The sequence below is a fragment of the bacterium genome, assembly GCA_021158245.1.
In the GTDB taxonomy this organism is placed as follows: Bacteria; Zhuqueibacterota; QNDG01; order QNDG01; family QNDG01; genus QNDG01.
Window position 1 is genome coordinate 1 of the sequence record JAGGVB010000200.1, and the last position, 12,442, is coordinate 12,442.

General features: G+C 37.1%; 13 protein-coding genes and 1 tRNA gene. 13 read left to right on the plus strand and 1 reads right to left on the minus strand.

Going from position 1 to position 12,442, the window contains the following annotated elements:
- The 10 genes from J7K93_12050 to J7K93_12095 form a co-directional block, all read left to right on the plus strand.
- Positions 1 to 223 (plus strand): hypothetical protein (locus J7K93_12050; GenBank protein MCD6117742.1); only part of this gene is annotated, 223 nt, incomplete at its 5' end.
- 13 nt (positions 224 to 236) lie between these two features.
- Positions 237 to 1,541: a TolC family protein gene (locus J7K93_12055; GenBank protein ID MCD6117743.1), complete on the plus strand. Its 1,305-nt coding sequence runs from the start codon at positions 237 to 239 to the stop codon at positions 1,539 to 1,541.
- Positions 1,538 to 2,449, plus strand: a complete 912-nt coding sequence (locus J7K93_12060) for an HlyD family efflux transporter periplasmic adaptor subunit (protein ID MCD6117744.1) — start codon at positions 1,538 to 1,540, stop codon at positions 2,447 to 2,449. Before J7K93_12055 ends, J7K93_12060 begins: the two co-directional genes overlap by 4 nt.
- 7 nt (positions 2,450 to 2,456) lie before the next feature.
- Complete coding sequence (locus J7K93_12065) at positions 2,457 to 3,368, plus strand: ABC transporter ATP-binding protein (protein MCD6117745.1); 912 nt, start codon at positions 2,457 to 2,459, stop codon at positions 3,366 to 3,368.
- Positions 3,352 to 4,104, plus strand: coding sequence for an ABC transporter ATP-binding protein (locus J7K93_12070; GenBank protein MCD6117746.1), 753 nt, complete (start codon positions 3,352 to 3,354; stop codon positions 4,102 to 4,104). The genes J7K93_12065 and J7K93_12070 overlap by 17 nt, the downstream gene beginning before the upstream one ends.
- Complete coding sequence (locus tag J7K93_12075; protein ID MCD6117747.1) at positions 4,091 to 5,209, plus strand: ABC transporter permease; 1,119 nt, start codon at positions 4,091 to 4,093, stop codon at positions 5,207 to 5,209. Before J7K93_12070 ends, J7K93_12075 begins: the two co-directional genes overlap by 14 nt.
- Complete coding sequence (locus tag J7K93_12080) at positions 5,206 to 6,306, plus strand: ABC transporter permease (GenBank protein MCD6117748.1); 1,101 nt, start codon at positions 5,206 to 5,208, stop codon at positions 6,304 to 6,306. The genes J7K93_12075 and J7K93_12080 overlap by 4 nt, the downstream gene beginning before the upstream one ends.
- 305 nt (positions 6,307 to 6,611) lie before the next feature.
- Complete coding sequence (locus J7K93_12085) at positions 6,612 to 7,637, plus strand: zinc-dependent alcohol dehydrogenase family protein (protein MCD6117749.1); 1,026 nt, start codon at positions 6,612 to 6,614, stop codon at positions 7,635 to 7,637.
- Between the two features lie 282 nt (positions 7,638 to 7,919).
- Positions 7,920 to 9,038 carry an ATP-binding protein gene (locus tag J7K93_12090; protein ID MCD6117750.1) on the plus strand — a complete coding sequence of 373 codons (1,119 nt, stop codon included), beginning with the start codon at positions 7,920 to 7,922 and terminating at the stop codon, positions 9,036 to 9,038.
- A gap of 168 nt (positions 9,039 to 9,206) precedes the next feature.
- Positions 9,207 to 9,998 (plus strand): esterase family protein, encoded by a 792-nt coding sequence (locus J7K93_12095; GenBank protein ID MCD6117751.1) that lies wholly within the window; start codon positions 9,207 to 9,209, stop codon positions 9,996 to 9,998.
- Between the two features lie 36 nt (positions 9,999 to 10,034).
- On the opposite strand, the gene J7K93_12100 is transcribed toward J7K93_12095, so the two are convergent.
- Positions 10,035 to 10,505, minus strand: coding sequence for a hypothetical protein (locus J7K93_12100; GenBank protein MCD6117752.1), 471 nt, complete (start codon positions 10,503 to 10,505; stop codon positions 10,035 to 10,037).
- Positions 10,506 to 10,819: 314 nt separating this feature from the next.
- Here J7K93_12100 and J7K93_12105 point away from each other — a divergent pair, with 314 nt between their 5' ends.
- From J7K93_12105 to J7K93_12115, 3 genes are all read left to right on the plus strand, one after another.
- Positions 10,820 to 11,149 (plus strand): hypothetical protein, encoded by a 330-nt coding sequence (locus tag J7K93_12105; GenBank protein MCD6117753.1) that lies wholly within the window; start codon positions 10,820 to 10,822, stop codon positions 11,147 to 11,149.
- 150 nt (positions 11,150 to 11,299) lie between these two features.
- Positions 11,300 to 11,372, plus strand: a tRNA-Thr gene (locus J7K93_12110).
- Positions 11,373 to 11,398: 26 nt separating this feature from the next.
- On the plus strand, positions 11,399 to 12,349 hold the full coding sequence (locus tag J7K93_12115) for a PorV/PorQ family protein (protein MCD6117754.1): 951 nt from the start codon (positions 11,399 to 11,401) through the stop codon (positions 12,347 to 12,349).
- Positions 12,350 to 12,442: the final 93 nt, after the last annotated feature.

The window sequence follows — 12,442 nt, forward strand, 5'->3', positions numbered from 1 at the left end:
AACAGTTGAATCAGTGCCAAAGGAGTATCTCGGCAGAAAACAGGATGAGATTGCTGCAAGTGTGCAGAATTTTGCAGATGCCTTATCCAAAAATAAAATTTCTCAGGAACAGATGAGAATGCTTGCATCAAAAGTATTCACCATTGTAGCAGATCAGAATATTTCAGACAGAGAAATGGATGATCTTTTAAGAACAGTAAACCGGCTTTCCGGAAAAAAGTAGTTGGGAATTTAAAATGAAGAAATTAATACTTTTACTGATTTTTTTACAGGTTTGCTATGGCTTCGGTCAGAGTATCTCTTTAAAACAGGCAGTTGAAAACGGCCTGAAAATGTCTCCTGAAATAGGTATTAATGAGTTAAATGCCAATGCAGGAGAACTTGGCCTTAAAAAGGCAAAAAGGAACAGATTGTTCAAAGTTTCAGTCTCAGGTTTGTACAGATACCAGTCTCTTGTGCCGGAACTTGATATGGCAAAGATACTGGGTTCCTCTCCCTTTGTTGCAGCAGGCGCTCAAAGTATGGGTGCTTACAACAATTACGATTTTTCCGTAAAAGTTATTCAGCCTGTTTATACAGGGGGATCCCTTTTATCAGCAGTCAGATTTAATGAAAATGTTTATGCATCTTCCGAAAAATTAAGGGATATGGCTGTTATTTCAAAATCTGCAGATATTAAACAGACCTTTTATTCTTACAGGCTTTTTCAGCAGAAAAAGACTTCTGTTAATGCACTGATAAACCAGCTTCAGCTTCACTTAAAGCAGCTGAATGAGCTTTATTCCGAAGGTATGATATCAAAAGCAGACATCCTGGAAACAGAGACAAAAATTGATGAAATGCTGCTTAAGATTGATGATTTGCAAAATGAGATTTATAACAGAAAAGCGCTTTTCAAATCCCTGTGCGGTATAGAAGTATCCCGCATTGATACATCTGCTGTTGAACCTGATATTGAGTTTAAAGATGCAAAAGAGTATTTTTTAAGAAATAATCCGGTAGTAAAAAGTCTGGATTATATTGTTCTTGCAAGAGAAGCGGCAAAAAGAGCGGTGGCAGGATCGTACTACCCGAATATAGCCGGTTTTTTTGAATATCACTATGCAAAACCAGGCATAGATTTTTTCAATGATAAATGGAACAGGTATTTTTTTGCCGGAGTGTCATTAAATATGCATATATTCCAGTGGAATAAAGCGGGACTGGATAAAAGCATAGCGGATATTCAGGTGAAAAAAGCAGAAAGAAAAAGGGATAAATTTATCAGGGATCAGGAAGTTAAAATAGAACAGTTATTCAACCGGAAGAAATCAATTAAAGCAAAAATTAAAAGAGCTGAGAGTATTGTAAAAAAATCGGAAGAGCGTGTTAAACTTCTTTTAAAACTGTACAAGGAAGGACAAATTGCACACATTGAATATTTAAGAGCTTTGGAGCAGCAGCAGAAGTACGAATCAATGGTTAAAGAGCTGGGTTCGGAATTAAATTTGTGCAATGTTGCAATTAATGCCTCAATCGGATTATCAGGAGAGCAACCATGAAAAAATTACTATTTGTCTTGAGTATAGCAGTTTTTATTGCTGCGGGCTGTTCAAACAAAAACAGCCGTAAAATTATTGCCGCAGGCGTAATTGACGGAAATATTATTCATGTCAAATCCGGTACAAGCGGAATAATTGACAGACTGAATGCAGAAGAGGGCAGAATTGTCAGTCCGGCAGACACACTGGTTTATATTGATTATAAAAAAATCGAAAACCAGATACAGGAACTCCGTATCCAGGAGAAAAGCATAATCCTGAAACGTACTGCACTGGTTGAGAAACAGAAATTTTTAAATCAAAGACTCAGCTATCTTTCGGATCAGGTAAACAAGTTAAAACGCCTTTCAAAGCACGATGCTGTTTCAGAGGATAATCTCAAGCTTACTGACCTGAAGAAAAAGGAAGCAGAGACTTCCTTGTTTGATTTGCAAGTTCAGCTTAAAAACAGTGATCTGGAACTCGGCAGAATTCGTTTAAAAAGAGAGTATCTTTTATTGCTGAAAAGAGATCATATAATTACAGCTCCGGTAAAAGGAACTGTTCTTGAAATATTTTCCAGAAGGGGAGAACAGGTTTTTCCAAGAGATATGATTATGGATATTCTTGCCAGCACCGGTTTGTATGCAGAAGTATTTCTTGAGGAGGAAGAGGTTAATTCTCTTGCGCTCGGTGATACTGCAAAAATATTTATTGACGGTGTAGATCAGGAAGTAAATGGTGTTGTTTCCTATTTTGGTAAAAAAGCTGAATTTTCACCAAAGTACATTATATCGGAAAAAGAGCGGAAGAATCTTCTTTTTCAGGTTAAAGTTGCAATAAACCCGAACAGTGCAAAGAGTGTGAAAATCGGACAGCTTGTGACAGTTGTTTTTTCAGGCAGAGACAGAAAACCTGAGGATAATTAAGGGGATTATGGATACTGCAATTGAAAATGAAGAATTTCTCAGAGTAGAAAATTTAACAAAATCTTACGGAAGCATCTTAGCTGTTAATAATGTTTCTTTTTCAGTTAAAAAAGCTTCCATAACAATTCTGTCCGGCCCTGACGGATCGGGAAAATCAACGATTTTTAAAATGCTTACAGGTCTTGTTCTGCCTGATAAAGGAAGTATCTATCTTAAGGGCAGAAAAGTTGACAGGTTTTGCAGGGATATTGTCAGAATTGCAGGATACATGCCGGAAAAATTTTCTTTGTATCCTGATCTTTCGGTTGAGGAAAATTTAAATTTTTTTGCAGACATACACGGTGTGGAGCATAAAAGAAGAGAGGAGCTGAAAAACAGGCTTCTTTCAAAAACAGGTATGGCCAGGTTTAAAAACAGAAGAGCCAGAGATCTTTCCGGAGGCATGAAGCAGAAACTTGCACTATCTTCAATTCTTCTGTCTTCTCCTGAACTTGTGATACTTGATGAACCTACAACAGGAGTGGATCCATTGTCAAGAATAGAGTTTTTCTCAATTATTAAGGATCTTAAGGAAGAGGGCAAAACCATTCTGCTTTCAACTCCCTATCTTGATGAAGCGGAAAAAGGGGATGAAATTATTTTTATCAAAGACAGCAGAATTGTACTGCAGGATTCAATTAAAGATTTAAAAGATAATTTTCCTGCAAGAATTTTCAGAATAATGACAGATGAGGATCCTTTTGCTGCAGTTGAAAATCTCAGAGAAAGATACGGCAGTAATGTTTTTATGAAGGGAAGGTATGTTATGCTTGTACTGGAGCAGGGGGAAGAAGTACCTGCAGATATTCCGGTAAAAGATATATCTGAAGAAAAACCGGCACTGGAGGATATTTATCTGTATTATGCACAGGGGACTTGATTTGGCAGAGAATATTGTTGAAGTCAGCAGCCTGACTAAACGTTTTGGTAATTTTACAGCTGTTGATTCCATAAATTTTAATATCAGAAGAGGTGAGGTTGTTGTTTTTCTTGGGCCAAACGGAGCAGGTAAAACAACAACAATAAAAATGATGACAGGGCTTCTTAAGATCACCGAAGGAAGCGTTAAAGTACGCGGTTTTGATGTGAAAACAGACCTTAAAAAGGTCAAAGAGATTCTGGGGTACATGTCGCAGAAATTTTCTCTGTATCCTCTTTTAACCTCTTTTGAAAATGTTGAATTTTTTGGTGGTATTTCTGATTTATCCAAACCCATGATAGCAGGGAAAAAAGAGGAATTGTCAAAGATGATTCCTGCTGATATCCTTAATCAGAAAATTGAAGATATTCCACCGGGATACAAGCAGAAAGTAGCACTGTTTGTATGTTTACTTCCGGATCCGGAGGTTATTTTTCTTGATGAACCCACTTCAGGTGTTGATCCTGAGACTAGAAGAAGTTTCTGGCAGGAGATATACAACCTGAAAAACAGAGGCAAGACACTTCTTGTTACAACCCATAATCTTGACGAAGCTTTTTACAGCGACAGAGTTATAGTTATTAACAGAGGAAACATTATTCTGGAAGGTGAACCCAGGGAACTTTTGAATTCAAGAAAAGCAGATTCAATGGAAACCCTTTTTAAAGAGGCAATCAGAGAACATGAAAAGGCTTAGAGCTGTAATAATCAAAGAATTTAACCATATTCTCAGAGATCCTACAAGCCTGACTATTGTGTTTATTCTACCTGTAGTAATGATGATAATTTACGGATATGGTATTAATTTTGACTTGAAAAAGGTTGATGCAGGTATTATTGATTTTAATAACGGCGAGTACAGCAGAAATCTTATTAAGGCGTTCGGAAACAATAAGTATTTTAAACTGCATGATCTGAAAGCAGGTTCTGCATTTCCCGTACAAAAGGGGGAAGAACTGCTTCGTAAAGGAGAGTTAAAAGAGGTTATAATTATTCCAAAGGATTTTTCAAGATCTGTAGTTGACGGTACAGGTGCAAAAGTATCTATCATAATTGACGGGAGCGATTCCAATGTTGCAAACCTGATTTATCAGTATAATGAGCGCATTCTTGCTGAGTTTATGTCAGGTATAAACAGGTATGCAGGGCTGGCAAATATCAGTACAAAAATTTATTTTAACCCGCAGCTGAAAAGCTCATTCTTTTTTATTCCAGGCCTTGTTGCAGTTCTGCTTCTTATGATTTCAGCAATGCTGACTTCTATCAGCATTGCAAGAGAGCGGGAGAGCGGATCATTGAATCTGATTTTTATTTCTCCTCTTAAATCATCGGAAATTATTATTGGTAAAACCCTTCCTTATACAGCAGTGGCATTTCTTGTGGGACTTGTTATTTTGGTGTTTGCAAAATTCTGGTTCGGCATTCCAATAAGAGGAAGCGTCTTAACGCTGGCACTGTTTTCCGTAATTTATGTTATTACAGGGCTTTCAATGGGGGTTATGATATCAACAATTGCACCTTCTCAGAAAACAGCAATGTTTGCAACTCTGCTTATTACAATGCTTCCTTCAATTTTGCTTTCAGGATTTATTTTTCCCTTAACATCTCTCGGCCCGGTACTGAGATTTATTTCCGGGTTTATCCCTGCCACTTATTTTTTGCGGATAATAAGAGGCGTTGTGTTAAGAGGAGCAGGTATAAATGTATTTGTAACTGAAAGTGCAGTATTGTTGGGATTCAGTCTAATTCTTTTACTGTCAGCAAGCTTTTATTTTCAGAAACTACGTAAGAGGCCCAAGTGAGACTTTTATATCTTGTAAAAAAAGAGTTTATAGAGATATTCAGGCAAAGAGAAATTATCCCTTTTATTTTTATATCGCCTATAATACAAATAGTACTTTTCGGGTATGTTGTTACCACAGATATTAAAAATGTACCTGTGGAGATTGTAAATTATTCAAATAGTGCAACTGCGGAAAGAATTATCAGAAGAATTAATTCAAGCCCTTTGTTTAATGTTAAAAAAATTTCAGCTTCCGAGGCTGATCCGAAACTCGTACTGAAAAAGGGTAAATTGTCAGCAGTAATTTTATTCCGTGATTCTGATTCCGGTAATTTAACCTCTTCAATACCGGAAGTTCAGGTTTTGATGGATGGTGTTGATTCCAATACATCTTCCCTTGCTGCGGGATATGTGGCGGGTATAATCAGAAGGTATTTTCTGGAAGAGTTGAAGAATATGGGGATAAAAATGCCTGTTGAAAACAGGACTTTAATCAGGTTCAATCCAGAACTTAAAAGTATAAATTATATGGGACCTGGAATTGTTGCACTACTTCTGACAATTCTGTCCCTTTTTCTTACGTCATTGTCCATTGTCAGAGAGAAAGTCCAGCAGACAATGGATACTCTTCTGGTATCAAGGTTGTCACCTGTGGAGATTTATATTGGCAAGGCCATGCCTATGATGCTCATAGGAATTTTTAATATGATAGTAGGTACTGCAGTTGTTGTCCTGTGGTTTGGAATTCCTGTAAGGGGGAATATGATTTACATGCTGATTACAGCAATAATATTTCTCTGCGCTCTGTTGTCGTATGCACTTTTTATTTCAACTGTTGCTTCCACAGAGCAGCAGGCGCTGTTTTTCAGCTGGTTTTCAATGGTAACTTTTATTATGCTTGCCGGACTTTTTACACCTGTTGAAAATATTCCTGCTGCAGTAAGATTTTTTTCCGATATAGATCCTGTGAGGTATCTTATAAAGATTATCAGGGAAATATTTATCAAAGGCAATGGTATAACTTATTTTTATAAGGATTTGATTATACTGGCGGGTATAGCAGCCATTGTACTTTCAGTTTCTCTGTTTAATTTCCGAAGACTTGTGAGAAAGTAGGACGGAAGCTGAAAGCTGTAAATAATAAAGATTATTTTACTCCACGTAGAGTCCTTGTGTTAAAAAGTTATTAACATATAATGTGGTACTTTTGTGAATATTGTTTAGTATAAACAAATTACATGGAAAATAAAAGTCGAACCTTGAAGGAAGATTCATACTTTGGCACTGTTCATCCCCAAACCCGGTTTATACTGAGCATGCCAAAGGGGTTGGGGGATAAAGGATTAATGCAGAAGAAGCAGGTGTATATGGAAATATGGGAATAAAGTTAAAATCATAAATCCAAAGGAGTCTGAAAAATCATGAAAGCAATGGTTTTAAATGAGGTGGTTGATCTGACAAAGAACAAAGAGCCTTTAACTTTGGTTGATTTACCAGTACCTGAGCCAAAAGATTTTGAAATTCTGATAAAGGTTTCTGCGTGTGGTGTGTGCCATACGGAGCTTGACGAAATTGAGGGACGCACTCCTCCGCCGTTTTTCCCGATGGTACTCGGACATCAGGTAGTCGGAGTTGTAGAAAGTGCGGGCAGGGGAGTTACAAAATTCAAAAAAGGCAGCAGAGTTGGTGTTGGATGGATTTTTTCCGCATGCGGCAAATGCAAGTACTGCAGAGAAGGCAACAACAATCTGTGCCCGGATTTTAAAGCAACTGGAAGAGATGCAAACGGAGGCTATGCAGAATACATGACAATAGGCCAGGATTTTGCATTCTCTATCCCGGAGAGTTTTACAGATACTGAAGCTGCGCCTCTTCTGTGTGCAGGCGCTATAGGTTACAGATCTTTAAAACTTACAAATCTGCAAAACAGCATGTCTCTGGGACTTACCGGATTCGGAGCATCAGGCCATCTGGTTCTTAAAATGGTAAAGTACAAGTATCCAGATACCCGCATTTATGTTTTTGCACGCAGTCCCAAAGAGAGAGAATTTGCTCTGGAACTCGGAGCAGAGTGGGCAGGGGATACAACTGATACGTCTCCAGTAATGCTTGATGCAATAATTGATACAACTCCTGTATGGAAACCTGTTGTGGAAGCAATGCGGAATCTTGCACCGGGCGGCAGACTTGTGATTAATGCTATCAGAAAAGAGTCCATAGACAAGAATTATCTTTTAAACATTGATTATCCCCTGCATTTATGGATGGAAAAGGAGATAAAGAGCGTTGCAAATGTTGCAACATCGGATATACAGGAGTTTCTGAATCTTGCAGCGGAAATTCCTATAAAACCGGATTTTGAGGTTTTTAATCTTGAAGATGCAAACAGGGCTTTGATTGAATTAAAAGAGGGAAAAATCAGAGGCGCAAAGGTGCTGGTTGTGTGAGGGGGCACCGTAGGGGCAACGACGCGCCGTGTATCAAAAGATATCCGTGAAAACGTTGAATTATCGTAATATGTGATTATGCCCAGCCATATGCAAGGGATTATTGTTCTGAATGATTTCCGTTTAGGGGCACATTGTAATGCGCCCCTAAACGGCGATGTGCCCATACTTCAATATCGGTTATGCACCAACAATACGTCCCTACGCACAAAAATCCTTGACAAGATGGAAAATGTTACGTAACTTACGTTACGTAATAAACGTAACGTAAAAGGTGTAAAAATGAAACAGGTCAATCCGTTTATTGTATTTGGATATGAATCACCTGAATATTTTTGTGACAGACAGGTTGAAACCGACACATTGATTTCCGCTGTTAAAAATCAACGGCACGTTACATTGATTTCTCTACGAAGAATGGGGAAAACAGGGCTGATTAAACATGTTTTTTTTCAGCTTAAAAATGAACCGGATTTTTTACTGATTTATATAGACATTTTGCCGACAATGGATTTAAAAGATTTTATCAAAGAACTCAGCAAGGGTATTTTATCGGCAAATAGATCGAAGACCGGAATAATAGAAAAAATGGTTAAAATTCTGTCGCATTTGCGGCCGAAAATATCATACGATCCTGCAACAGGAAAACCTGCAATTGAGTTGGATATTTCAAATTACAGCGAAGCAGAATATACATTGGACGGATTATTCACATATCTTGACAATCAGAACAAACAGGTAGTTTTGGCAATAGATGAATTTCAGCAGATTGTACACTATCCTGAAAAAAATACAGAAGCCCTGCTACGGTCAAATATGTTAAAAAGTCGTAATGTGCAGTTAATTCTTTCAGGCAGTCAGCAGAACCTTTTATTTTCCATGTTTCAGGACAGTAACAGGCCCTTTTATCAGTCCACGCAGATTATGACGCTTAATTCAATAGAAAATGAAACATACAGAACATTTATTATAAATAAATTTAAAGAAGGGAAAAAAGAAATATCTGATGAACTTGTAGATAAGGTTTTAGAATGGACCCGCTGTCACACCTATTATGTACAGTACTATTGTAACAGGCTGTATGAACTGTCAGATAAAAAAGTAAAAATGCAGGATGTTCAAAAAGTGGCTTCCCTGATTTTGGAAGAGAATGTTATTGTTTATAATAATTACAGGAATATGCTTACAATCCAGCAGTTTAATCTGCTTAAGGCAATTGCCAAAGAAGGGGTGGTGAATAGACCTACAGCCAAAGATTTTATTTTTAAGTATAGATTAGGTGCTGCAAGTTCTGTAAAGACAACTTTAACAGCGTTAATTAAAAAAGAAATAGTTGTAGCGGGGAATGATGGATATTTTATTCCGGATCTGTTTTTTTCAAGGTGGCTGCAGACTATTTAGATTATTGTATTACGGTGTTTGATCCATGAATGGAAGGTAAGATAGACATAAACAGGAGACAAAACAATGCGTTCATTAAGAAAAATTATATGTGTACTGCTTCTGTTTGTAATTGCAAGAAATGGTTTTTCCCAGATCCCTCACGGATATGTACAAGAGGGATTGATAATTAAAAGCAAGATATTAAAAAAGGAGGTCAGGTACACAGTCTATCTGCCTTTTGATTACAAAACTTCACACCGTTTTTACCCTGTTGTTTACCTGCTCCATGGTTATACAGATAATGATATGGCCTGGATTCAGTTTGGAGAAGCAGATATGTATGCTGATAAAGCAATTGACAGTCAGACAATTCCGCCGATGATTTTAATTATGCCTGATGCAGGCCTTACCTGGTATATTAATAATTATGATAATTCAGTCAGATATGAAGATTTCTTTTTTGATGAATTTATTCCTTATGTGGAATCCAGATACAGAATTCGCAGAGAAAAAATGTACAGAGGCATTGCAGGCCTTTCCATGGGAGGTTACGGGGCAATAGTATATGCTTTGAAACATCCGGATATGTTTGCAGCTTTTGCTGCTTTCAGCCCTGCAATTTATACAGAGAAAAAAACACAAAACATGGATGAAAAATGGTGGAACGAGGCGTTCAATATAATATACGGCCCAAATTTAAAGGGTCAGGATAGAATCACAAAACATTTTTTGGCAAATAATCCGTTTTATATTGTCAAACACTCTGATTATAACAAGATGAAGAGTGTGCGCATGTACATAGACTGCGGGGATGATGACTTTTTATACGAAGGGAATTCAAATTTTCATATCCTTCTGCGGGATTTAGAAATTCCACACGAATACAGAGTAAGAGACGGAGGACACAGGTGGTCATACTGGCGGAATGGATTAATTAACGGTCTGAAATTTATTGGCGAGAGTTTTCATCAGAATTGACAGTAGGGGTACGGTGCGCTGTGCCCTTACTTAAAATTATCCTATTATCATGATGTTGTATTTTTGGGCAAAGCTTTGCAGATTTTTCCGGAGATCAAGATATTTGTCAAGAGATGCCTTAAACAAGATTGATTCTTCGTTGTTTAAATTAATTTTAAATTGCCTTGAAGAAAAGCTTATGTCCCTGATTTGACTGCCCTGTATTAATAAAGGGTTTTTACTGTAGGAGCTTTTTATTTCAATATTTTCTTCTCCGATTTTTATATGCTTTCGTCCGTATTTATAATAAATTACTATTTTCTTGACTGTCATTCCGAACAGCACCAGGCCATAAATTGAAAACAGAACATTGGAATAATTCCTTTGAGTAAAAGTAGAATTCAAAGTAATAAAAATGTAGTTTATTATAATTATGAAAAACAGAACATATGTAACTGTTTTCACAGCTTTTGACCGTGCAGGATTGCAGAGAATATCCTCATCAAGATAAAAGGTGTCATTTTCCATAAACTCCCCCATGTCTGGCAAAAAATAAGAGTATTAAGTGAATCTGTTTAAATAATATAATAAATGATAATTGATTTGTCAATAAGAAATATTGCTGCAGGGTTAAGTTTAAAAGAAGAATACAAAAGTATAGAGAATAAACAAACAGGCCGTCTATTTATATTAATATGAGAATTTTAAAAGTATATCTTTTCTTACATTTATTTTGAAACATTTTCAGAAATGGACTGTCTGTTTAATAGAAAGGGTAATTTGAAGGTGCAGAGATTAAAGAAAGAAGAATAAATTTTTCATAAAAATAACGGAGGTAAATTATGACTGGATTTGACGAGAGTGTTATGGTAGTGTTAGTTGTTTTCGGATCTATCTTACTGTTTGTGAAGATTCTTGTAGATTCCAAAATCAGGAGCAAGCTTATTGACAAAGGAATGGTGGATGAAAACATCAAGTATTTATCCGGTACAAATGTGCCTGCTTCCTTAAAATGGGGTATGGTGCTGACAAGCATGGGACTGGCATTTTTTATCGGACTTATTTTTCCTGAAGAGATAAGAGGGGAAGTAACTTTCGGCAGCATGTTTATTCTCGGCGGTATAGCACTAATCATTTATTATTTGATGGTTCATAAAAAACAAACCGATTAAAAACAGAAGCCGTTATAAAATAATAATTTAAATGCCCCGTAAAAGTAAATATTTCCGGGGCATTTCTGTAATTGCTTATTATGAATTCTACTTGTAATATTTTGTCTTGACATTAAAGCTAAACTTTTTTAACTTTTTTCACCAATTTAAGCCACTCTAGCTCAGCTGGTAGAGCAGCTCACTCGTAATGAGCAGGTCGTCGGTTCGAATCCGATGGGTGGCTCTTTTTTAATTTCAGGCAGGGAAATTATGCGAAGACTATTCAATTGCGGATTAACAGTGTTGTTTTTTTCTGTTTTTCTTTTATTAGAAAATGCAGCAGGGCAAAGTACAGGCGGTTTCGATATTTTAAGGCAGGAGGCAAGCGCGCGGCAAAGCTCCATGGCTGGTACCGGAGCTGCGCTTTATGATGATATTTTTTCTGTTTTTCTGAATCCTGCAGGAATAGCGGGAAACAGGTCCGCAAGAGCAGGAATTACTTTTGTTGATCAGATACTTGACATAACATCAGGATGTGCCCTTTATTCCATGCCTATATCTGATAAATCCGTAGTTGGTGCGGCAGTACTTTTTACCAGTTATGGAAAGCTGACGCGTACTGATGAAACAGGCCAGGCAACAGGATCATTTTCTCCGGGAGATTTTGTATTCTCTGTATCCTTTGCATCGTCTCCCTTTGAAATATTTAAGTACGGTTTTTCAGCAAAAATGATATATTCCCAGATAGATAGTTATTCAGCTTCGGCTGTTGCTGCTGATGCAGGATGTATTTTGAGTATTCCTTCCCAGAAATTGAATTTAGGCTTAAGCCTTCAGAATATAGGAACTTCAATTGATGAATTTATTGACGTTAAAGAGAGCCTTCCCTCAGGTGTCCGGGCAGGTATTTCAAAAACTCTGGCACATCTTCCTCTGCTGCTGAATTTTGATATTGTGCGGCCGTTCCATCAGACAGGTGATAAAAATTTGTACTGGGCGCTTGGCGGAGAGTTTACAGTAACAAATAATTTTTTCTTAAGGTGGGGATATTCTTCCGCTGGCAGAGAGGAGAATTCCGATAATCAGTCTGGCAGATTGTCAGGAGTCTCTTTTGGATTCGGAGTTCTGTTTAATAAATACAGGCTTGATTACGGATGGAGATCAAAAGGCCCTGCAGGCAATCTCAATGCATTAACCCTGAACATTCCAATTACAAAATAAAAATATTCTAATAATTTTTCAATCAACAGTATTTCAGCATTTTATGCCTCTTTATCCGGTGTATAGAATTTTCTTGCTAAAACTTAATTAAAT

Excerpts from the sequence above, each read along its gene's own strand:
- J7K93_12055 (MCD6117743.1), top strand. The coding sequence starts at position 237 with ATGAAGAAATTAATACTTTTACTGATTTTTTTACAGGTTTGCTATGGC.
- J7K93_12060 (MCD6117744.1), top strand. The coding sequence starts at position 1,538 with ATGAAAAAATTACTATTTGTCTTGAGTATAGCAGTTTTTATTGCTGCG.
- J7K93_12065 (MCD6117745.1), top strand. The coding sequence starts at position 2,457 with ATGGATACTGCAATTGAAAATGAAGAATTTCTCAGAGTAGAAAATTTA.
- J7K93_12070 (MCD6117746.1), top strand. The coding sequence starts at position 3,352 with ATGCACAGGGGACTTGATTTGGCAGAGAATATTGTTGAAGTCAGCAGC.
- J7K93_12075 (MCD6117747.1), top strand. The coding sequence starts at position 4,091 with ATGAAAAGGCTTAGAGCTGTAATAATCAAAGAATTTAACCATATTCTC.
- J7K93_12085 (MCD6117749.1), top strand. The coding sequence starts at position 6,612 with ATGAAAGCAATGGTTTTAAATGAGGTGGTTGATCTGACAAAGAACAAA.
- J7K93_12090 (MCD6117750.1), top strand. The coding sequence starts at position 7,920 with ATGAAACAGGTCAATCCGTTTATTGTATTTGGATATGAATCACCTGAA.
- J7K93_12100 (MCD6117752.1), bottom strand. The coding sequence starts at position 10,505 with ATGGAAAATGACACCTTTTATCTTGATGAGGATATTCTCTGCAATCCT.
- J7K93_12105 (MCD6117753.1), top strand. The coding sequence starts at position 10,820 with ATGACTGGATTTGACGAGAGTGTTATGGTAGTGTTAGTTGTTTTCGGA.
- J7K93_12115 (MCD6117754.1), top strand. The coding sequence starts at position 11,399 with ATGCGAAGACTATTCAATTGCGGATTAACAGTGTTGTTTTTTTCTGTT.